The organism is Amaricoccus sp., from assembly GCF_047602525.1.
Lineage (GTDB): Bacteria > Pseudomonadota > Alphaproteobacteria > Rhodobacterales > Rhodobacteraceae > Amaricoccus.
This window is the reverse complement of sequence record NZ_JASGHB010000001.1, coordinates 266,118-284,968: the sequence shown is the minus strand read 5'-3', so window position 1 is coordinate 284,968 and position 18,851 is coordinate 266,118. Positions and strand designations below refer to the sequence as shown.

The window sequence follows — 18,851 nt, the reverse complement described above, 5'->3', positions numbered from 1 at the left end:
AGGGAAATCGGCGGGAATCGGCGTTCCCGGTTTTATACCGAAATGGCGGCGCATCTGTCAAGCGAACCCTGACAGCTGCGGCCACCAGCGTGGTCTACACAGCCGCCCAGCAGACGGCGGATTGGGGTGCGCCGCTCGGGCCGGGCGCCATGCTCGCCGTCCACGTCTACCAGGTCTCCGCGGTGGTCGGCCGCGGAACGCCCCGTATCGACACCCTGCATTTCTGAGGAAACCATGCCCGACGAGACCTCGCACCTGCGACTGCCCTATATGCTGGCCGGGCAGGCCCAGAAGCACGTCACCCACAACGAGGCGCTGCGGCTGCTCGACGGAATCGTCCAGCTGTCGGTGCTCGACCGCAACCTCACCGCGCCGCCCGGCTCGCCCGCCGACGGAGCGCGCTACATCGTCGCGTCCGGCGGGTCGGGGGCATGGGACGGTTGGGACCTCAACATCGCCTATCGGATCGACGGCGCGTGGATGAAGCTGGCTCCGCAGGAGGGCTGGGTCGCGTGGGTGGCCGACGAGGACAAGCTGCTGGTCTGGTCGGGCTCCGCCTGGGCGGAAGTCAGCGGTGGCGGCGGCGGGGATGCCGCCTTCGACACGGTCTCGATCGGCGGCGCGACGGCGGACGCGGTCAGCCGGCTTGCGGTCGCCGCCGACGAGACCCTTCTGACCCATGCTGGCGACGGGCACCAAGTGAAGGTCAACAAGCAGGCTGCCCCCGATACCGCGAGCCTGCTGTTCCAGGACAACTGGTCTGGCCGGGCTGAGATGGGCCTCGCAGGGGATGACGATTTCGTGGTCAAGGTCTCGGCGAACGGTTCGACCTGGCGCGAGGCGCTCAAGGTGGATGGCGCGACGGGCAAAGTCGCAATGCTCCCCGGCGGGCTGCTGGGCGGCGGCCGCCTGAAATCCGTCCAGAAGTTCACCGCGTCCGGGACATGGACCCGGCCCTCGGGCATCCGCCTTATTGTAGTTGAGGTGATCGGGGGAGGCGGTGGCGGTGGCGGGGTCAGCGGCGCCGCGTCGTCCATCGGCGCAGCGGGCGGCGGCGGCGGCGGGGCCTACAACTCCCTGCTGATCGAGGACCCCGCCGCGTCCTACGTGGTCGTGGTCGGGTCCGGCGGCAGCAGCGGCGCGAACACCGGCGGCACGGGCGGCACGGGCGGCTCTTCCTCGTTCGGCGGGTCGATCTGCGCGGCCGACGGTGGAGACGGCGGCGTAGGGCAGACGGCTGGCACGGCAGCCGGGTTTTCGGCGGGCGGCGCGGGCGGCGCGGCTTCGCCCACCACCACCCCGAAATGGGGCCATGGCGCGGTCGGCCAAGTCGGGCAGCGCATCTCGGGCGCCGTCGGCGCATCCGGCGCTGGAGCGGCCGGCCCCATGGGCGGCGGCGGCGTGGCGCGGATTGCGTCGTCGGGCGGAGCGGGCGGCATCGCGCCGGGCGCCGGCGGCAGCGGCGGCCTTTCCACCAGCGCCACCGCGCGCGCCGGCGGGGGCGGTGGAGCCGGCCTTGTCGTCGTCTGGGAATACGAATGACGGGCTTGGCAGGAATGACGGACGAGCAGCGATTGAGCCGGATCGAGGGAAAGCTGGATCGTCTGGCGGAAGCGATGGTGGCGCTGGCCCGCGTCGAGGAGCGCATGGTGACGCTGTTTCGGTGGACAGACAGCTGCGACGCGCGAGTCGCCGCCGTCGAGCAGCGCGTCGCCGCGATGGAGCGGCAGGATGTCAGCCGCAGTCACTTTTTCCGGGTGTTCGACAAGCTCGCCTGGCTCGTGATCGGCGGCGCCGTCGCCGTGATCGCGAAGACCTTCGGCTTCGGCTGATCGCGCTCCGGCCTTCCTGATCTGATCCCTCGGCCCGCCTCCGGCGGGCCTCATCGTTCCCGAGGAGAGCACATGACGACGTTCTGGATCGGCGCGGCCCAGCGGGCCGCGGCCGAGGATTTCGCGCGGGCGGCTGAAAGCCTCGACTGCTCTGTCGAGGCGCTGCGCGCCGTCTGGGAGGTCGAGGCTGCTGGCCGTCCGTTCCGCCCCGACGGCTCGCTCGAGCGTAGGTTCGAGCCGCACAAGCTGGCGGCTCCGGTCGGCACATGGCGGACGAGCCTCGCCCTCTCCCCCGTCGAGCGGGAGCGGCAGTTCGCAGCCGCCTTCGCCCGCGACCCCGAGGACGCCATGCGGGCGACGAGTTGGGGCGCGCCGCAGATCATGGGCTTCAACTGCGAGGCGGCCGGTTTCGCCTCAGCCGCTCAAATGGTTGAGGCCATGGCCGACGACGAAGGGGCGCAGCTGCAGGCCTTCGTCGCGCTCATACGCGCCTGGCGGCTCGACGGGGCGCTGCGGGCCCACGACTGGGCGCGCTTCGCCGCCCGCTACAACGGCGACGCGAACGTGCCCGAATACGCCGCCCGGATCGAGACGGCCTTCCAGCGGGGCGGCGGGGCCGCCTCGCCGGTGGTGCTGCGCTCCGGCGACAAGGGGCCTGCTGTCCGCCGACTCCAGGCGGCGCTCGGCATCCCGCAGGACGGGTCCTTCGGGCCGGAGACCCTGCGCGCGGTGAAGGCCTTCCAGGAGGCCGGGTGGCTGCCGGTCGACGGCGTGGTCGGCGCCCGCACCTGGGAAGCGCTCGAGAAGAACCGGGATGCGCATCCCATCCGCCAGCCGGCGGAAGAAGATCGCGTCGCGCGCGCGGGCCAAATCGCCAGCGCCGCGGCGACGGGCGCGGGCGCGGTGGCCACGATCGGCAAGGCCCTGCCGGAATCCTCGCTCAACATCCTGATCGTCGCCATGGCGCTCTGCGGGCTGGCGGCGCTGGCGTTCTTCGCCTTCCGCAAGCGCCGGGGGGTCGCGTGATGGCATGGCTCCTCACAACCCCTCCTGGCCGCCTTCTCGCCGCCCTGGGAGCACTGCTCGCGGCCGGGCTCGCCGCCTTCCTCGCTGGCCATCGCGACGGCCGGCGGGACGCAGCCGAGGCCGGCCTGCGCCGCTATCGCGAAACCCGACAGGAGATGGACGATGCGGATGTGTCGCGCGGTGACGCTGCTGCTGATCTTGAATGGCTGCGCGACCGGGCCGGCCGGTGAGGCGGTCTGCGACGGGACGGCGGCGGCGCGGTCGGCGCTTGCTGCCGCGCTGGTCGCGGACGGCGGGCCGCAGAGCCGGGAGGCGGGCCGGACGCTGATCGCCCGGCTCGACGCGGGATGCGGCGGCCCATGAGCATCGATCTCAAGGTAACCCTGATTACGCCAGAGCTGCGCGACCGGATCGCCGCGGAGGCGAAGGCGCGCGGGATGTCGCAATCCGCGCTGGGTCGGATCGCCATTCGCGGCTGGCTGAACTGGGCCGGACCGCGGGACGCACGTGTCGAGGCGCTGGAAGAGGAAGTGGAGCATCTGCGCCACCTTCTGGCCGAACTGACCAAGCCGCCGCCAGAGTTCGTCCCGCTGGTGGACATGCTGTCCCTTACGCCGGCGCAGGCCGCCATTCTCGGGCGGCTGTTGCGCGCGAAGGGAGAGGTCGTGCCCTATGAGGCGCTGAGCGTCGCAGCGGCCGCGTCCGGGACGGCCCGGGTCGACTTCCCCGGATACAATACCGTGAAGACCCAGGCGTTTCATATTCGCCGGAAGGTCGTGGGCAGCGGCATCAGGGTCGAGGCTGTCTGCGGCATCGGCCTGCGAGCCGTGGTCGAACCCGGCGAAGCAGCCGCCCCAAAGGTCACGACAGCCCGTTGAGCGGCGGCAGGCCTTGCCCTCCGGCGCCGTCCGGCGCCTCTTCGCCGGCGCCATGAGGATGGGACACGCGGAGCATGACAGCCCCGCTCCGCTTCCTCTCAGTCTGTTCCGGCATCGAGGCCGCGACGCAGGCATGGGCTCCCCTCGGCTGGCGGCCAGTGGCCTTCAGCGAGATCGAACCGTTTCCCAGCGCGGTCCTCGCCCATCACCACCCCGCCGTCCCGAACTGGGGCGACATGACCCGCTTCGAGGAATGGCCCGATGCAGCTGTCGATGTCCTTTGCGGCGGAACCCCCTGCCAGGACTTCTCCGTCGCCGGCCTCGGAGCTGGACTGGATGGAGCGCGTGGCGGCCTCATGCTCACCTATGGCGCGATTGCTCGCCGATATCGCCCCCGCTGGCTGGTCTGGGAGAACGTCCCCGGCGTCCTTTCGAACGATCGAGGACGAGCATTTGCGGGCCTTCTGGGCTTGCTCTCCGGTCGACAGGTCGAGGTCCCCGCTGGCGGCTGGCAGTCTGCGGGAGTTGTCGAGGGCATCCCGGGCGCATACGGCCTCGCATGGCGCGTGCTTGACGCTCAGCATGTGCGAACATGCCGTTTCCCCTTCGCTCTGTCCCAGCGACGACGTCGTGTGTGGGTTGTCGGCCATCTTGGAGACTGGCGACGTGCCGGAGCGGTTCTCTCTGACCGCGCGGGCCTGTCGGGGCATCCTCCGCCGCGTCGGATCGCGCCAAATCCCGCCGATCCTCCGGCAGGCCTTCGAGGCGGTGGCGGCGCGCCGGATGCCGCTCGCGGCGGAGAGCTGATCGCCATGGCTCACGGGCAGGGGAGCGCGGAGATCGCCGTCGGTCACAGCCCTACGCTCAACTGCAACCACGAGGCGCCTATCATCGCGTTCGACTGCCTGGCTGGCGGCAATACCGGCTTCGCGGTCGGCGACGTCCCGGGCGCACTGCACGGCGGCGGGAAGCACGGCGGTCGCGCCGCCGTGGCCTTCGACCTCCGCGGCCGGGAGGGCGGGGCCATGCCGGAGGGCCCCCACGACACCGCCAACCTCCGTGCCGCCTCCGGCGGGTCCAGCCGCAGCTATGTCGCCGAGCCCTGGGCGGTGCGCCGCCTGACGCCCAGGGAGTGCGAGCGGCTTCAAGGATTCCCTGACGATTTCACCGAATCCCGTGGGGCGCCCGGAAGCGGATCAAGGCCGCCGAGTTGCTCTACATGCGGCTCACGAACCCGGATCTGTCGATGGACGAGGCCCGCCAGCTGGCGGCGGACGGCCCGCGCTACAAGGCGCTCGGGAACTCGTGGGCGGTGAACTGCGCGGAGTGGATCGGCGAGCGGATCGCCATGGTCGAGGCGATCCGCTAATCGGGAATGTAGAAAGCTGGGATAGAATTGTTGAAGTGCCCTCCGCATCCCCTTACTCCTGCGAGAAACGCCGCATAGCGCAACCGGCGGTAGTGGAGGGGGATGGGATGAGCGATGGTGCCTCGGTGGCCCCGGTGAAGACAACGGTGCGTCTCGACCAGCTCTTCCTTGCGATGAATAATCCTCGGCACGAGGAGGTGGATGGCGAGCCGGAAGCGATCGATCGGCTCTGTCGGACCGAGGACATCGACGCGCTCGCGCGGGACATTGCCCGCAATGGCACCAACCCGGCCGAGCGCCTGATCCTCTATCCCGTGGACGAGGCCGGGCCCATCAATGACAAGACCGCCTACTACGTCGCGGAGGGAAACCGACGCGTCTGTGCGATGAAGCTGTTGAAGGATCCGGATCTCGCGCCCGCGAAAATTCGCAATTCGATCAAGGCCTCTGCCGCGCTCTGGACGGCCCCGGCGGAAATCGACGCAGTGGTGATCAGCGACCCGGATAGGGTTCGGCACTGGTTGCTCCGCATCCACGACGGTGCGCAGGGTGGTCGCGGGCGGAAGCCGTGGACGTCGGAGCAGAAGACACGCTTCACCGGCAGCGGCCGACATGCGCTCGCGCAGGCTGTCCTCGACTATGCCGTGGTTGGCGGGATGATCTCGAACGAAGACCGGCCTGGGCGCCTCTCGCACCTCGCTAGGCTTCTCAGCAATGCGCTCGTGAAAGACGCCCTCGGGGTCGATGTATCTCGCGGGGCGGACGACCCGATGAGAAACCGACCGAAGGAGGAATTCGAGACCGTCCTGAAGGAGGTTCTGAAAGAGGCGGGTGCCAAGAATCTTGGCTCTCAGGTCCGCAAAGAGAAGATCGACCATTTCGCCAGGACGACGCTGCAGCAGCTGCCCGGCGTGTCTTCGGCCCGTGTTGAGCCGGAACCGCTGATCGAAATGGTGACAGAGGTGCCGTCTGATGGCAGCGGGGCCGAACCTGGCGCCCCGGCCGTCCAGCCCTCGAAACCCCCGGCTAAGCCGGTCAAGCCCAAGTCTGCCGCGAACATCGCATCCGACGACGAGATATTGGCCTCCCTCGATACCCTCGGGTCCTACAAGCTGAAGAGCCTGTATTACTCCATCTGCATGATCAACGCTGAGCATCATACTCCGCTGATAGCGGTCGGCGTTTGGACTTTTATCGAGTGCTTGGGCGCATCCATGGGGAAGACAGAGACGACCGCCTTTAAGGATTACTTCGGAAAAAGCAAACTAGCGGCTATGGGCCTAGGATCCGGAAAAGAACTAAATGCAACAACTCAAGCATTGTCAAAAGTAGCTGACTATGGCAATATTACAAAACATCACAAATCTGCGGCGCACGTCGACACAAGGCAGCTGATTAACGACATGGAAACTCTTACCCCCCTCATGCGCGCTGCGCTCAAGAGCATGATCCAGAATGGCTAGGTCTCTCTCCCCCATGCGGTATCCGGGGGGGAAGACCGGCCTTCTCGACGTGGTGGCTTCGATCCTGCGCCTGAACGATCTGGATCGTCGGCCCTATGCGGAGCCCTTCGCCGGCGGGGGCGGGCTAGCACTGGGTCTTCTCTATGGCGGCTTCGTGAGCGAGATCCATCTGAACGACATTGATCCATCCATCTGGGCTTTCTGGCATTCTGTGCTCAACGACACGGATCGGTTCGTAGACCGCATTCTGTCCGTCGAGATCACCATCGCGGGCTGGCGACGGCAGCGCGAGATCTATCTCGCCGAGGACATGTCCAATCCGCTCGACCTGGGGTTCGCGGCTTTCTTCCTGAATCGGACAAACCGCTCCGGAATTATCAAGGGTGCCGGAGTCATCGGCGGTCTAGATCAGACCGGGACATACAAGCTCGACTGCCGGTTTAACCGTGAGGACTTGGCGCGGCGGATTCAACGGATTGCGAAGTATCGATCCCGCATATCGCTCTATAGAATGGATGCCATTGATTTTCTCCGACAGGCTGACCTGGAGCTTCCCGAGAAGGCGTTCCTCTGTATCGATCCTCCATATTTCAACAAGGGGTCGAGCCTCTACACCAGCTTCTATCGGCCTGACGATCATGCCGCGCTCGCGCAGGAAATCCTTGCGCTGCAGCGGCCGTGGATCGTCACTTACGACGAGGCTCCCGAAATCTGTGCCCTCTATGACGAGCGACCGCTCCACCGGGTGCAGGTCTACTACTCGGTGCAGACCAAGCGGACGGCGGGCGAAGTGCTGATCCCGTCCCCGGGCCTCGAGATCCCCAAAGGCCTCGACCGGCTATCGGCCGCTTCCTGAGCGACTGCCGGAAACTCCTTGCGGATTTTTCACGCCAACAGGGCGGTCGAAAAAATCCGCAAGGTCAAGTGTCCTGCGCGCAAGCTACTCGCCTGCGACGAGAGCGCGCTCCTGTCCTCGCGCGGTGCTTCCCCAGCCGAGCCCCGTTCCGGGGTGATCGGCGTGGTCTCCGATCATGCCAAGGTACCGCGAAGGAACGCCGGCGATCGGCTCCGGCGCCGGGACCTTAGTGCGTCGAGGCGGCATCAGCTGCAGCGGCGTCCGCAGCGGCGCATCGAGGAGCTGCTCGCGGATCGCCCGCCCAAGCACCTCCGCCAGCAGCGAGGGGACGGCATTCCCCAGGAGCCGCTGGGCATCGGTCCTGCCGCAGGCGAGGGCGACGTCGCGGGGCAGCGTTTGCAACCGGCAAAGCTCGAGCGTCGAGAGCTTGCGGCTCTTCCAGTGGAACGGCCCGATGGCAGACCCGGGCTGCGCCTGGATCGTCCATGATGGCCGATCCTTCGCCAGCTTCAGCAGGAAGCTCCAATATCGCCGCCGCCATCCGAACAGGCTCATGCCGCCGCCGCGGCTCGTGTGCCAGAGGTAGTTCTGGCCTTCTGGGATCGACGGCAGCAGCGCCGCCCATTTCCCGCCCATCTCGAGCCCGCGCTCGTTCGGCTGGGCGGGCAGATCGCCGAGGGCGTCCCATGCGGTCCGCCACGGCTCGCGGGCGTCGCCCGGCTCCATCGCCGCGGGATCGGCATGCGTCGGTTCCGGGAAACGGAACTCCCGCCCGTCGCGGGCTGCGATCAGGATCAGGCGTTCCCGCATCTGCGGAACCCCGTAGTCGACGGCGTTCAGCTTCCGCCACGCGACCCGGTAGTTCGTTCCCGCCGCCTCGTTGAGCTGCCGGATGCCGTCCAAGATGAGGCGGAGGCCTTCGTCCTTGCCCCGGAAGCCGAGACCCGGGACGTTCTCCAGGAGGAAGGCGCGCGGCCGCGCCTCGCGGAGGACCCGCAGGTATTCGCCGAGGGTGCCGGCGCGCGGATCGTCCAGCCGGAGCGCATCGCCCCGCGCCCAATAGCCGGACTTCGAGAATGGCTGGCACGGCGGCCCGCCGATCAGGATGTCCGCCTCGCCCGGCGCGAGCCCTGCCGCCGCGAGGATCGCGTCCGTCGGCGTCCGGTGGATGTCGCCTTCGAGGACCGGCCATTCGGGCCGCGCTGCGCGAAGCGCCCTGCATGCCGCCGGGTCCATTTCCACGGCGGCGGCCGTGCGGAATCCGGCGGCCTCGAACCCGAGGTCGAGCCCGCCCACGCCGGTGAAAAGGCTGATCGCTGTCAGGTCGGTCATAGGCCCTTCACCCGGTACGCTTCATCGAAGACGGGGCCAGCATCGACGGACCACCGGCCATCGACAAGTACATTCGACGCGAGCTTGCCCGGGTGATCCTTGTGCGGCTCCAGGGCGCTCGGGACGATGTAGCGGAACTCCCATTTCTCGGTGACGGCGTGGAGGCATCCGGCAACAACGTCGAAGTCCCCGGGACCGTAGTTCCGGGAGCTCTTGTCGCTCTTCGAGGCGCGGGTCTTCTGGAAGTCGATTCTCGGGATCCCTGCCTTGTTCGTCACCCGGAGGACGTTCTTGCACTCGATCTCGAGGAGCGGCCCGCCATGCCAGCGGAGTTGAAGGTCGGGACGGCCCTCACCGTTGATGAACTCGCAGTCGGTGACGCCGGGCATCGCTACCAGCTCGCGCCTGAGATGCTCTTCGGCCACCCAGCCACGCACCGCCATCTTCAGGCGCTTCGCCCCGGCGATCAGATCGAGCACCTGCTCGGGGTCGAGCCCCAGCTCGGCTATGAGCGGATGCTTGGCGAGATCCGCCGCCTCTGCGACCGTGACGGCCGACGCCGGAACGACTGCCCCGGCGGCCATGAGCATCGGCGACGCGTAGAGACGCTCGGCAAGCAGCTGGCGGTCGCCCGGCGCAAAGCCCTCCGCCGCCCGCTCGAACAGGACCAGGTCGAGGAGGCGCTCGCGCGTGCCGCCGACCAGCACCTCGATCGGCGCCGGGTTCCGGCCGCGGTGGTCGCGCTCCCACGCGACCCACCCTCCATCCTGAACGGCTTCGACGTGGTGATCCTTGAACTCGAGCCGGATGAAGATCTTCGTCGGGTTGTGCATCGCTGGATCGGCCGCGACGAAGAAGCCCTCCTCCGGCGAAATGCCGACCAGCAGGGTCACCAGGAGGTCGAGCGGGTCGTGGAACAGCTCGTGCTCCTCCGGCTCGCCGCCCGGCGTCAGCACCTTCGATCCATACTTGATCTGAAAGCTCCGCTCGTCCGTCGGCCGGTTCTTCGTCTCGGTTCGCGGCCCGATATAGAAAGCGTAGGCGACAATTCCTATCCGCTCCTTGTCCGGCGTCTCGAACGCGATCAGGAACGGCGCCTGCGAAGCGTCGGGCTCATGAAGGATCCGGCATCCCGCGTCACGCAGCCCGGCGATCATGAAATCCACCAGCGGCTGCCGGTCGGACTTCCTGACGCGATAGATGCGCAGCGCTTCCGGTCTGCCGATCACTTCCTGCTCTTTCCTCGTTCAGTTCGGCGTTCTCGCGCTCTCGATCCTCCGTATCACGATCACGCGCGGCCGCACAAAGACTCTCGCGTCAATGGCTGGCGGCACGATCGGCGGCCCACCCGGACCTCCACCGCCGTTCACCGCCTCTTCGCCACCAACCCGCCCATGCGAACCCCGGCCCATCGAAACGATGGAGGCGCATGTGCTCGATTCCCCTGACCGGCCTGGCCGGCGGCATCCCCCGGTGCAGAAGACGGTCTATGCGGCGCGGGACGACGGCCGGGATGCTGTGCAGCACCGGCGCCATCTGACGCTGATCCGCGCGGCCTGCGTAGGGCTGGCGCTCGCTGCCGGCATCGGGCTTCCTCTGGCTTGGCAGATCGACCGCTGGCTGGCCGACTGGCACTACGAGATCGAGGACGACCACTACATCCTGCCGGAGGCGGAGCAGCAGCCGGGGGCATTCGCCGGGCCGGAGATGCGGCTGTGACGGAGATCGCGGATCGCCTGCGCCGTGTGATCGCCGATTGCCTGCTCGCGGATATCGCGCGCATGACCGACGACGCGCATTTCGTTGCCGACCTCCACGCCGACAGCCTCGACCGGCTCGAGATCTTCATGGCGCTCGAGGATGCGTTCGGCGTTGAACTCCCCGAGGAGGACGGCGAGGCCATGCAGACTGTCGGTGACGCCCTGCGCATGGTCAGTGCGGCTCTCGGCGCCGTCGAAGTCCCGGGCGCCACGCCATGAATTCCGCCCTCAATTTCGAACGGGTGGAAACCGGTCTGGCCTTGGCGCAGGCCAATTTCGAACTCGCAGGCCTGCGCCGCCAGCTGCGCCTCGAGCGATGGATGTCCATCGTCGCGGTCGGCGCCATCGCCGTGCTGGCGGTCCTGCAGTGCGGGGGATGATCATGGAGGGCATCCATCCGGCCATCCCGGGGCGCCTGACCGACTTCGCTCAGGCGATGCAGCAGGTTTCTCTGGCCTGCCAGATCCTTCAGCACGTCGATTGGGAGGGGCTGTATGCGGTGATGTCGGATCGCGACGGGATGCTCGCCTTCCGGGACCCCACCCTGTTCATGCGCGTCCATGCGGATCCGCAATGGGGAGCGAAGCTCGGTCTCGTTAAGGCGGCCGCGAACTTCACCCACGCGGTGCGCGCCATCAAGACCGACCTTGCGGAGGGCGAATGATGCCCTCGGATCTCGGACTTCCCCGAATTCGTCAAGCCGATCGGGAGATCGTCCGCCTTGAACGGGAACTCGCTGCGGCTGAGGCGATGCTGCTCGATATCCTCATCGAGACCAGCGGGAAGGCCATCCCCAACGAGAGCCTGGCGGCGTGCCGGTCGCGGGCGCTCGCCTTCCTGGAACGCCGGAATCTGCCCGATGGCTGATCGCTCGCCGGCGCCGCCCCTCCCGCCGGCGGTTAAGGAAGCCGTGATACGGTTAGCGGAAGCCCTTGCCAGGGCGGCCGCACGTATGGACCATGAACGTGTCGAAGCCGAGCGGAAGCCCTGATGCGCGCCGTCCTCTACGCCCGCTACTCGTCGGACCTTCAGTCGCCGGCGAGCATCAACGACCAGAACCGCGCCCTTCGGGATGCGCTGCCCCGCCTCGGCCTCCGCGAGATTGGCGCCTTCTCTGATGCCGCGATCAGCGGCTCGTCCCTCGCTCGCCCGGGCCTCGAGGCGGCGCTCGCCGAGATCGAGGCGGGCCGAGCGGACGTCCTCATCGCCGAGGCGCTCGACCGGATCAGTCGCGACCTCGAGCACGTCGCCCGGATCGCCAAGCGCATCGCCTTCCGCGGCGCGCGGATCGTCACGCTCTCCGAGGGGGAGATCGGCGCGCTCCATATCGGCCTCTCCGGCACCATGGCCCAGCTCTACCTCGAGCAGCTCGCCGAGAAGACCCGTCGCGGACTGCGCGGCGTGGTGGCAGACGGACGGATCGCCGCCGGGCGCGCCTACGGCTACCGCCCCACGGCCGAGCGCGGCCGCTTCGAGATCGTGGCGGAGGAGGCGGAGATCGTCCGCCGGATCATGCGGGAGTACGCCGCCGGGATCAGCCCGCGCGCCATCGCGAAGACGCTGAACATGGAAGGTGTGCCGGGCCCGCGCGGCGGGACGTGGAAGGGGAACACCATCCTCGGCGACCGCGCCCTCGGCGTCGGGATCGTGAACAATCGCATCTATGTCGGCGAGATCGTCTGGAACCGTTCGACGTGGCGGAAGAACCCGACCACCGGCCGGCGCCAGCCCTTCCCGCTGCCCGAGGCGCAGTGGGTGGTCACCGCCGCGCCGCAGCTCCGAATCGTGGACGAGGCGCTCTGGACCGCGGTTCGCCAGCGGCAGGGCGCGGTGGTGAAGCGAGGAGGCGTCAAGCGGCCGACGCGCCCCCTTTCGGGCCTGCTCGTCTGCGGCTGCTGCGGGCGGAAGATGACGATTGTCGGCACCGACCGCTATGGCTGCCCGGTGAACAAGGAGCAGGGCCTCTGCGAGAACGGCCGGACGGTCCCGGCGGTGGATGCCGAGCGCCGCGTCCTCGTGGGCCTGCGTACGCATCTCTGCCACCCCGACGCGGTGGAAGCCTATGCTCGCGCGTATGTGGCCGAGCGCAAACGCCTTCGGGAGACGAGCGCCGCAAGGGAGCGAGAGCTGCGCCGGGAAGCTCGGCGAGCTGCAGCGCGAGCAGGATCGTATCGTCAGCACCATCGGTCGGGTGCCGGAGGCGGCCGTCGACGCGCTCGCCGCTCGGCTGGGCGTGGTCGCGGAGCGGATCGCAGAGCTGAAGGCGGAGATCGCAGAGCTGCCGGCCGAGGCTTCGGTGGTCGACCTGAACCGCTTTTCGGCGGATCACCTGATCCGGAACCTCGAGGAACTCTGGGCGCGGCTGGCCGACGATCCCGTAGAGGGCGCGGAGGCGCGCTCGGCGCTCGGGGCGTTGATCTCTCGGATCAAGGTGGAGCCGAAACCGAAGCGCGGCCAGTATGCCCTCGTGATCGAGGGCGATCTGGCCGCGTTCATGGGCCTCGCCCGGGAGGGCGAGGCTTTCTCGTATCCACTGGTTGCGGGGGCGCGCAACCACCGATACTTGCGATTGGTCGAACGCCAGATCCCCAAGCTCGCCGCTTAGTGTAACTCGTTGCCGTCGTTTGGGAAACCCCGTTTCGAAGTCCACTCGCCTCGCCTTCATGCCCATAGGCAGGACAAGGGGGCCGCAACGAAACGATCCCCAAACGGAACGACGTCCGCGCTATCGTAGAGTACGACACCGCAGGCAAAGCGGTCGCCACAAGCATCAGCCAAAGCCCGGAGGCCGCCAAAGTCACCTGACTTCACCGTGGCGCTTGCCTTGACCTCAATCCCCACGATCATTCCGTCGTCACGCTCCAGCACGATGTCAACTTCGCGCATCTGGCCATCGCGGAAATGATAGGGGCTGAGCCGCAATTCGGAAGCCGTCATCAGCTTCATTACTTCGGCGAAGACGAAATTCTCCAGCAAGGCGCCGAACGCGCCGCGATCGGCCTGCACTCGCTCGATGGTCATCCCGCGCACGGCGGCGAGAAGACCGGAATCCAGAAAGTGCAGCTTTGGCGTCTTGACGATGCGTTTCAGCGCATTGGTGAACCAGGGCTGTAGCGTCGTGATCAGGAAAACCTGTTCCAGCAGGCCGACATAGCGCTGACCCGTTTTGTGCGTGACATTGATGGCGGCCCCGAACTGGGAGTAGTTGACCAACTGCCCGGCATGCTCCGCCAGCAGCCGGACAAACTTTGGCAGTTCGGTCAGCTTCTCGAGATCGGCGATATCCCTGAGATCGCGCGTCAGGATCGAGGTGAGATAGGCTCGCGCCCAATCCTGCCGCCGCCGCTCGCTCTCGCGGCCGATCGCCTCCGGATAGCCGCCTCGAAGCACCAGCCTGACAAGATCCTCGCCAAGGATTGGGCTTTCACACTTCAGCAGCTTGCCGTCGAATAGTTGCTCCAGGAAAGTCGGCGCCCGGCCCTCGATCTCGGCTTGGGCCAATGGCAACATGCGGATGGTCTCCATCCGTCCCGCAAGGCTGTCGGCCACGCGGGGCAGCGTCAGAACATTGGCAGAGCCGGTCAACAGGAAGCGCCCCGGGCGGTAGTCGTCATCGACGGATTTCTTGATCGCCAGCAGCAGGTCAGGTGCGCGCTGGATCTCGTCGATGATTGCAAGGTCAAGACCACGGATGAAGCCCACTGGATCCGTCCGGGCGGCCTCCAGAACGGTCTGGTCATCGAGTGTGATATAGCTGCGCCCGACCTCACCCATCTTACGGACCAGCGTGGTCTTGCCGGCCCGCCGCGGCCCCACGATGAGGACCACCGGCGTATCGGCCAGCACCTCTTCCACGCGCTGCGTAACGAACCGCTCGTACATGCCAGCTTCCGATCCTTGCAGATTGGGACTATCATCCAAGATGATTGGGAGTCAATGGCATGACATCTGGGAGCACGGCACCTCCGCAGGCGTTCCAGAAGCAAGACACGGCAGTGAATCTCGATGTCCACTCGCCGATACAGCTGATCGAGGTGGTCAGCTGGAACTCCGACAACATCGACTACGGCGAGATGATCCATATCCACGACGGGACCGAGGAAGGCATCACCACCTTCACGGATCGCGGGTGATGCCGTCCCGGTCGGCGACACTCTCGGCAGTAATGCCCATATGGCCATGGCCGAAAGGATCGGTCAGCGCGCCGGTCATCATGTCGATGGCCGTCACATCGCCCATCTTCTGGCCCGCCCGTGTGGCGGTAAGCAGATGACCGGCCCGGCTCATGCTTTCGGCGCCGCCCGCGACCGCGATACATATCCTTCGGCTCGGTATGGATCACATTGCCCATCACGACCTGGCCGACCTCATTCCCGGCGACCCCGGCCTGCGCCAGAGCCTCACGGATCACGATCGCCCCGAGTTCGGTCGGCGCGATCCCTGCAAGCGATCCGCCGAAATCGCCGATGGCGGTGCGCAGGGAGAGATGATGACAGTGCCATGGCGCATGATGTCAGGTCCTTTCAATGATCTGCAGGGCGCGAAGCGCGAAATTGCGGGCAAGCGGCGCCACACGAGAGGCATTGCTGCCGGCCGCATTTCCCCGCGCCGCGCGATCCGCGATGCCCACGAATATCACGGCAAAGCGGAACAGGGCGAAGGCTTCGTGGAAGGGCAGAAGCGGCCCGGATTCCGGGCGGCGCATCTGGTAGCGGGCGACGAATTCGGCCTTATCAGGCAGCGCGGCCCCCGCGAGGTCAATCCCTTTCAGCCCGCCATATTCCTCGGGCGCGGTATTCCAGGGCATGGTGCAAAAGCCCAGATCTGCCAGCGAATGACCGAGCGTCGAAAGCTCCCAGTCGAGGATCGCGACCACGCGCGGCTCGCTCGGATGGAAGAGCACATTGCCCATGCGGAAATCGCCATGTGCAATGCCGCTCGCGCCGTATTCCTCCGGCAAAAGCGGCGGCAAAAGCGCGGCGAGGCGCTCCAGCTCGGGCCAGGGCCCGGTGACCGACTGCGCGAGCTGGCCGCTCCAACGGGCAAGCTGGCGTTCAAAGTAATTGCCGGGCCTGCCGAAATCCCCGAGCCCGACCGCCTCAGGGCGCACATCATGCAAAAGCGCCAGCGCATCCGCGAGGGCCATCCAGAGCGCGCGGCGTTCTTCGGGGCGGGCATCGGGCAGCGCGCAATCCTCGAACACCCGGCCCTCGACCCGCTCCATCAGGTAAAAGGGCGTGCCGAGCAGCTCCGGATCGGCATGGTAGAGGATCGGGCGCGGCACCGGCACCGCGGTCGGCGCAAGCGCGCTCAGCACCCGGTATTCGCGGTCGATGGCATGGGCGCCCTTCAGGATCTCTCCCGGCGGCTGCTTGCGCAAAACCATCCGCGCCGGGCCATGGGTCACGAACCAGGTCGGGTTGGACTGCCCGCCCGAGATGCGTTGCAAATCCATCGCGGCCGGGCCGAAACGGGCATCAAGCAGCGCCTGAAGGTTTGCCGGATCGAAATCAGTCTGCATGTGCCTCGCCCCCTTGCCGCAGCCTCTCGCGCAGGATGTATTTCTGGATCTTGCCGGTCGCCGTGCGCGGCAGCGGGCCAAAGACATAGCGGCGCGGCAGTTTGTAACCGGCCAGATGCGAGCGGGCAAAGGCGGACAGCTCTGCCCCGGTGACCGCGGCGCCCTCTTTCAGCTCGATAAAGGCGCAGGGCACCTCGCCCCATTTCGGATCCGGCGCCGCGACGATCGCCGCCAGCAGCACCGCAGGGTGCCGGTGCAGCGCATTCTCGACTTCGAGGCTCGAGATGTTCTCGCCGCCCGAGATGATGATATCCCTGGCCCGGTCACGGATCTCGATCTCACCCCCTGGATGGCGCACCGCCAGATCACCGGTATGGAAGGCACCGCCGGCAAAGGCACGCTCGGTGGCCTCCGGGTCACGCCAGTAACCGGCCATCAGCGTATTGCCGCGAAGGGTGATCTCTCCCGTCGTCTCGCCGTCTTGCGGGACGGGCTGCCCCTCCGCATCCAGCACCGAAAGCAGGCTTGCCGTCGGATGCCGGGCGCCCTGCCTGGCGAGGCGGGCGGCCCTCTCCTCGGGCGTGCTGCCGGCGCTGGCGATGCAGGCGCTGGCGGGGCCGAAACTCTCGGTCAGCCCGTAGAGATGGTAGAAATCGAAGCCGAGCGCATCCATCCCCGAGATCAGCGCGACCGAAGGCGCTGCCCCACCCGAACCCACCGTCACGCGGCCCGGGGCGCCGCCCCGCAGGCTGCGATCGGGGTGGTTCAGCAGCATGTAAAGCACCACCGGCGCGCAGGCCATATGGGTGACGCCATGATCCCGGATCGCGGCAAAGATCGCACCGGGCTCTGGCTTGTCGAGGCAGACATGAACGCCCCCCGCCGCCGTGACCGCCCAAGGATGACACCAGCCATTGCAATGGAACATCGGCAGCGTCCAGAGATAGACCGAGCCCGCGCCGAACCCCATGGTCAGCACATTGCCAAGCGCATTCAACGCGGCGCCGCGATGATGATAGACCGCGCCCTTGGGCAGGCCGGTGGTGCCAGAGGTGTAATTCAGGCAGATCGGCTGCCATTCATCCGCGACATTGCACAGGATATCGTCGGGCAGGCCCGGATCCTCGTCAGAGCCTGTGATCGGCCAGGCACCCTCCGGCACAGGACCGGGATCGGCAAGCAGCACCACAAGCGGCCCCTCTGCCGCGGCCAAGCGGGCGGTTTCAAGCGTATCGGGCTCGGCCAGCAGAAGAGCGCTGCCCGAATGCGCCAGGATATGCGCGATGACCCCGGCATCGAGCCGGGTATTGATGCTGTTGAGCACCGCCCCCAGCATCGGCACCGCGAAATGCGCGGCCAGCATTTCCGGCCGGTTCACCAGCAGAACCGAGACGACATCGCCCTGGCCGATTCCGGCCTCTCGCAACCGGGCGGCCAGCCGCGCGACCATGGCGCCGAAGCCGCGCCAGTCCCAGCGCCGGTCGCGCCAGATCACCGCCGGCTGATCGGCGCGGGTCTCAAGCATCCGGGCCAGATGCTCGAGCGGGCTGAGCGGACGGTGATTGGCGGCGCGCGGCGCCAGATGGGGCTGAGCCGCGTGCATCACGTGGCCCCGACCGGCCAGCGCCAGAAGTCGCGGCCTTCGGCGGCGAGATTGCGGTCAAGCACCATCTTATGCACCTCATCGGCGCCATCGACGAGCCGGGCCTGGCGCGCATAGCGGTAGATCCATTCCAGCGGCGTGTCCTTTGAATAGCCCCGCGCGCCATTGATCTGGATCGCCGTATCGGCGGCCTTGTGCAGCAGATTGGCGACATGGACCTTGGCCATAGACACCTCTTTGCGGGCAAAGCCACCCCGGTCGAGCTCCCAGGCCGCCTTCATCACCAGAAGCCGCCCGATCTCGATCTGCATCGCAAGTTCCCCCAGCATCAGCCGGATGCTTTCGCGATCCGCCAGCCGGATGCCGAAGCCCTGGCGCTCTGCCGCATAGTCCGACGCGATCTCGACGCAGCGTTTCGACAGGCCCAGCCAGCGCATGCAATGCGTCAGCCGCGCCGGACCAAGCCGCATCTGCGTCAGCTTCAGCCCGTCGCCCTCGCCGAGCAGACGGTTTTCGACCGGGATCTCCAGCCCGTCGAACACAAGCTCGCAATGCCCGCCATGTTCCTCGGGGCCCATGATCGGAATGCGCCGCTCGATCCGCCAGCCGGGCTGGTCGCGGTCGAACAGAAAGGCGGTCAGGCCCTTGCGTTCATCCTCAGATGTGCGGGCCATCAGGATGAAATGCTGCGCCTCGCCCGCGCCGGTGATGAACCATTTGCGGCCACGGATGACATAGGCATCGCCCCGGCGCGTGGCGCGGGTCAGCATCATGCCGGGATCAGAGCCGCTGCCCGGTGCGGGCTCGGTCATGGCAAAGGCCGAACGGACCCGGCCCTCGGCAATCGGCGCCAGCCAGCGCGCGCGCTGTTCGGGCGTCGCGGCGCGTTCCAGCACCATCATATTGCCATCGTCAGGCGCGGCCGAATTGAACACGACCGGCCCGAAGATCGAGCGGTTCATCTCTTCATAGCAGGCCGCCATGCCGATGCGACCCAGGCCCTGGCCGCCATTCTCAGCCGAGAGTTGCAGGCACCACAGCCCCTGCGCCCTGGCCTTTTCGCGCAGGGGTTTCAGGGCCTCATGGGTGATATTGTCATGCTCGTCATAGCTGGCGCGATCCGCCTCGACCGGCAGGATCTCTGCCTCGACAAAGCGCACGATGCGGGCGCGGAAATCCTCGATACGGGGCGAGAGCGTGAAATCCATCGG

Annotated in this window: 22 protein-coding genes and 4 pseudogenes; 19 read left to right on the top strand and 7 right to left on the bottom strand. The window is 67.3% G+C overall.

The genetic code is table 11. The features are described 5' to 3' along the window. Positions 1 to 47 precede the first annotated feature (47 nt). The 12 genes and pseudogenes from QM699_RS01660 to QM699_RS01605 form a co-directional block, all read left to right on the top strand. A pseudogene (locus QM699_RS01660) lies at positions 48 to 227 on the top strand (hypothetical protein); the annotation flags it as partial. 121 nt (positions 228 to 348) lie between these two features. Continuing rightward, positions 349 to 1,542 (top strand): DUF2793 domain-containing protein, encoded by a 1,194-nt coding sequence (locus QM699_RS01655; protein ID WP_415009522.1) that lies wholly within the window; start codon positions 349 to 351, stop codon positions 1,540 to 1,542. Between the two features lie 14 nt (positions 1,543 to 1,556). Beyond that, entirely contained in the window at positions 1,557 to 1,832 is a 276-nt protein-coding gene (locus QM699_RS01650) for a hypothetical protein (RefSeq protein WP_415009521.1), read from the top strand. Between the two features lie 72 nt (positions 1,833 to 1,904). After that, positions 1,905 to 2,858 carry an N-acetylmuramidase domain-containing protein gene (locus QM699_RS01645; protein ID WP_415009520.1) on the top strand — a complete coding sequence of 318 codons (954 nt, stop codon included), beginning with the start codon at positions 1,905 to 1,907 and terminating at the stop codon, positions 2,856 to 2,858. Between the two features lie 162 nt (positions 2,859 to 3,020). Next, entirely contained in the window at positions 3,021 to 3,221 is a 201-nt protein-coding gene (locus QM699_RS01640) for a hypothetical protein (RefSeq protein ID WP_415009519.1), read from the top strand. After that, positions 3,218 to 3,736, top strand: coding sequence for a hypothetical protein (locus QM699_RS01635; RefSeq protein ID WP_415009518.1), 519 nt, complete (start codon positions 3,218 to 3,220; stop codon positions 3,734 to 3,736). The genes QM699_RS01640 and QM699_RS01635 overlap by 4 nt, the downstream gene beginning before the upstream one ends. 74 nt (positions 3,737 to 3,810) lie before the next feature. Further along, positions 3,811 to 4,191: pseudogene (locus QM699_RS01630) on the top strand (DNA cytosine methyltransferase); the annotation flags it as partial. Between the two features lie 211 nt (positions 4,192 to 4,402). Beyond that, positions 4,403 to 4,543, top strand: coding sequence for a hypothetical protein (locus QM699_RS01625; protein WP_415012822.1), 141 nt, complete (start codon positions 4,403 to 4,405; stop codon positions 4,541 to 4,543). Positions 4,544 to 4,548: 5 nt separating this feature from the next. Beyond that, positions 4,549 to 4,869: pseudogene (locus QM699_RS01620) on the top strand (hypothetical protein); the annotation flags it as partial. Positions 4,870 to 4,955: 86 nt separating this feature from the next. Next, complete coding sequence (locus QM699_RS01615; RefSeq protein ID WP_415012821.1) at positions 4,956 to 5,105, top strand: hypothetical protein; 150 nt, start codon at positions 4,956 to 4,958, stop codon at positions 5,103 to 5,105. Between the two features lie 107 nt (positions 5,106 to 5,212). Next, a complete protein-coding gene (locus QM699_RS01610) occupies positions 5,213 to 6,568 on the top strand; it encodes a hypothetical protein (protein ID WP_415009517.1) in 1,356 nt (451 codons plus the stop codon). Further along, positions 6,561 to 7,424, top strand: coding sequence for a DNA adenine methylase (locus tag QM699_RS01605; protein ID WP_415009516.1), 864 nt, complete (start codon positions 6,561 to 6,563; stop codon positions 7,422 to 7,424). The genes QM699_RS01610 and QM699_RS01605 overlap by 8 nt, the downstream gene beginning before the upstream one ends. Before the next feature lie 84 nt (positions 7,425 to 7,508). Here the strand turns inward: QM699_RS01605 and QM699_RS01600 are convergent, their stop codons facing one another. Then, on the bottom strand, positions 7,509 to 8,756 hold the full coding sequence (locus QM699_RS01600) for a DNA cytosine methyltransferase (RefSeq protein ID WP_415009515.1): 1,248 nt from the start codon (positions 8,754 to 8,756) through the stop codon (positions 7,509 to 7,511). Beyond that, complete coding sequence (locus QM699_RS01595; protein ID WP_415009514.1) at positions 8,753 to 9,985, bottom strand: hypothetical protein; 1,233 nt, start codon at positions 9,983 to 9,985, stop codon at positions 8,753 to 8,755. Before QM699_RS01595 ends, QM699_RS01600 begins: the two co-directional genes overlap by 4 nt. Positions 9,986 to 10,187: 202 nt before the next feature. On the opposite strand from QM699_RS01595, the gene QM699_RS01590 reads away from it, so the two are divergent. From QM699_RS01590 to QM699_RS01565, 6 genes are all read left to right on the top strand, one after another. Further along, complete coding sequence (locus QM699_RS01590) at positions 10,188 to 10,475, top strand: hypothetical protein (RefSeq protein ID WP_415009513.1); 288 nt, start codon at positions 10,188 to 10,190, stop codon at positions 10,473 to 10,475. Continuing rightward, positions 10,472 to 10,735 carry an acyl carrier protein gene (acpP, locus tag QM699_RS01585; RefSeq protein ID WP_415009512.1) on the top strand — a complete coding sequence of 88 codons (264 nt, stop codon included), beginning with the start codon at positions 10,472 to 10,474 and terminating at the stop codon, positions 10,733 to 10,735. The genes QM699_RS01590 and acpP overlap by 4 nt, the downstream gene beginning before the upstream one ends. Next, the gene (locus QM699_RS01580) at positions 10,732 to 10,896 is read left to right on the top strand and encodes a hypothetical protein (RefSeq protein WP_415009511.1); all 165 of its coding nucleotides are present in this window, start codon (positions 10,732 to 10,734) and stop codon (positions 10,894 to 10,896) included. The genes acpP and QM699_RS01580 overlap by 4 nt, the downstream gene beginning before the upstream one ends. Positions 10,897 to 10,898: 2 nt before the next feature. Next, positions 10,899 to 11,180 (top strand): hypothetical protein, encoded by a 282-nt coding sequence (locus QM699_RS01575; RefSeq protein ID WP_415009510.1) that lies wholly within the window; start codon positions 10,899 to 10,901, stop codon positions 11,178 to 11,180. Beyond that, complete coding sequence (locus tag QM699_RS01570) at positions 11,180 to 11,383, top strand: hypothetical protein (protein WP_415009509.1); 204 nt, start codon at positions 11,180 to 11,182, stop codon at positions 11,381 to 11,383. The genes QM699_RS01575 and QM699_RS01570 overlap by 1 nt, the downstream gene beginning before the upstream one ends. Positions 11,384 to 11,506: 123 nt before the next feature. Then, complete coding sequence (locus QM699_RS01565) at positions 11,507 to 13,126, top strand: recombinase family protein (RefSeq protein ID WP_415009508.1); 1,620 nt, start codon at positions 11,507 to 11,509, stop codon at positions 13,124 to 13,126. Between the two features lie 51 nt (positions 13,127 to 13,177). On the opposite strand, the gene QM699_RS01560 is transcribed toward QM699_RS01565, so the two are convergent. Then, entirely contained in the window at positions 13,178 to 14,398 is a 1,221-nt protein-coding gene (locus QM699_RS01560; RefSeq protein ID WP_415009507.1) for an ATP-binding protein, read from the bottom strand. Between the two features lie 59 nt (positions 14,399 to 14,457). Between QM699_RS01560 and QM699_RS01555 the strand changes: the two genes are divergently transcribed. Beyond that, complete coding sequence (locus QM699_RS01555) at positions 14,458 to 14,649, top strand: hypothetical protein (RefSeq protein ID WP_415009506.1); 192 nt, start codon at positions 14,458 to 14,460, stop codon at positions 14,647 to 14,649. On the opposite strand, the pseudogene QM699_RS01550 reads toward QM699_RS01555, so the two are convergent. The 4 genes and pseudogenes from QM699_RS01550 to QM699_RS01535 form a co-directional block, all read right to left on the bottom strand. Beyond that, positions 14,633 to 14,954 (bottom strand): annotated as a pseudogene (locus tag QM699_RS01550) (hypothetical protein). The gene QM699_RS01555 and the pseudogene QM699_RS01550 overlap by 17 nt on opposite strands. A gap of 75 nt (positions 14,955 to 15,029) precedes the next feature. After that, positions 15,030 to 16,037, bottom strand: a complete 1,008-nt coding sequence (locus QM699_RS01545) for a phosphotransferase family protein (protein WP_415009505.1) — start codon at positions 16,035 to 16,037, stop codon at positions 15,030 to 15,032. Continuing rightward, the gene (locus QM699_RS01540; protein ID WP_415009504.1) at positions 16,027 to 17,640 is read right to left on the bottom strand and encodes an AMP-binding protein; all 1,614 of its coding nucleotides are present in this window, start codon (positions 17,638 to 17,640) and stop codon (positions 16,027 to 16,029) included. The genes QM699_RS01545 and QM699_RS01540 overlap by 11 nt, the downstream gene beginning before the upstream one ends. Next, the gene (locus tag QM699_RS01535; RefSeq protein WP_415009503.1) at positions 17,640 to 18,848 is read right to left on the bottom strand and encodes an acyl-CoA dehydrogenase family protein; all 1,209 of its coding nucleotides are present in this window, start codon (positions 18,846 to 18,848) and stop codon (positions 17,640 to 17,642) included. Before QM699_RS01535 ends, QM699_RS01540 begins: the two co-directional genes overlap by 1 nt. Positions 18,849 to 18,851: the final 3 nt, after the last annotated feature.

Excerpts from the sequence above, each read along its gene's own strand:
- QM699_RS01650 (WP_415009521.1), top strand. The coding sequence starts at position 1,557 with ATGACGGACGAGCAGCGATTGAGCCGGATCGAGGGAAAGCTGGATCGT.
- QM699_RS01645 (WP_415009520.1), top strand. The coding sequence starts at position 1,905 with ATGACGACGTTCTGGATCGGCGCGGCCCAGCGGGCCGCGGCCGAGGAT.
- QM699_RS01640 (WP_415009519.1), top strand. The coding sequence starts at position 3,021 with ATGCGGATGTGTCGCGCGGTGACGCTGCTGCTGATCTTGAATGGCTGC.
- QM699_RS01635 (WP_415009518.1), top strand. The coding sequence starts at position 3,218 with ATGAGCATCGATCTCAAGGTAACCCTGATTACGCCAGAGCTGCGCGAC.
- QM699_RS01615 (WP_415012821.1), top strand. The coding sequence starts at position 4,956 with ATGCGGCTCACGAACCCGGATCTGTCGATGGACGAGGCCCGCCAGCTG.
- QM699_RS01610 (WP_415009517.1), top strand. The coding sequence starts at position 5,213 with ATGAGCGATGGTGCCTCGGTGGCCCCGGTGAAGACAACGGTGCGTCTC.
- QM699_RS01605 (WP_415009516.1), top strand. The coding sequence starts at position 6,561 with ATGGCTAGGTCTCTCTCCCCCATGCGGTATCCGGGGGGGAAGACCGGC.
- QM699_RS01600 (WP_415009515.1), bottom strand. The coding sequence starts at position 8,756 with ATGACCGACCTGACAGCGATCAGCCTTTTCACCGGCGTGGGCGGGCTC.
- QM699_RS01580 (WP_415009511.1), top strand. The coding sequence starts at position 10,732 with ATGAATTCCGCCCTCAATTTCGAACGGGTGGAAACCGGTCTGGCCTTG.
- QM699_RS01575 (WP_415009510.1), top strand. The coding sequence starts at position 10,899 with ATGGAGGGCATCCATCCGGCCATCCCGGGGCGCCTGACCGACTTCGCT.
- QM699_RS01570 (WP_415009509.1), top strand. The coding sequence starts at position 11,180 with ATGCCCTCGGATCTCGGACTTCCCCGAATTCGTCAAGCCGATCGGGAG.
- QM699_RS01565 (WP_415009508.1), top strand. The coding sequence starts at position 11,507 with ATGCGCGCCGTCCTCTACGCCCGCTACTCGTCGGACCTTCAGTCGCCG.
- QM699_RS01560 (WP_415009507.1), bottom strand. The coding sequence starts at position 14,398 with ATGTACGAGCGGTTCGTTACGCAGCGCGTGGAAGAGGTGCTGGCCGAT.
- QM699_RS01555 (WP_415009506.1), top strand. The coding sequence starts at position 14,458 with ATGACATCTGGGAGCACGGCACCTCCGCAGGCGTTCCAGAAGCAAGAC.
- QM699_RS01545 (WP_415009505.1), bottom strand. The coding sequence starts at position 16,037 with ATGCAGACTGATTTCGATCCGGCAAACCTTCAGGCGCTGCTTGATGCC.
- QM699_RS01540 (WP_415009504.1), bottom strand. The coding sequence starts at position 17,640 with ATGCACGCGGCTCAGCCCCATCTGGCGCCGCGCGCCGCCAATCACCGT.
- QM699_RS01535 (WP_415009503.1), bottom strand. The coding sequence starts at position 18,848 with ATGGATTTCACGCTCTCGCCCCGTATCGAGGATTTCCGCGCCCGCATC.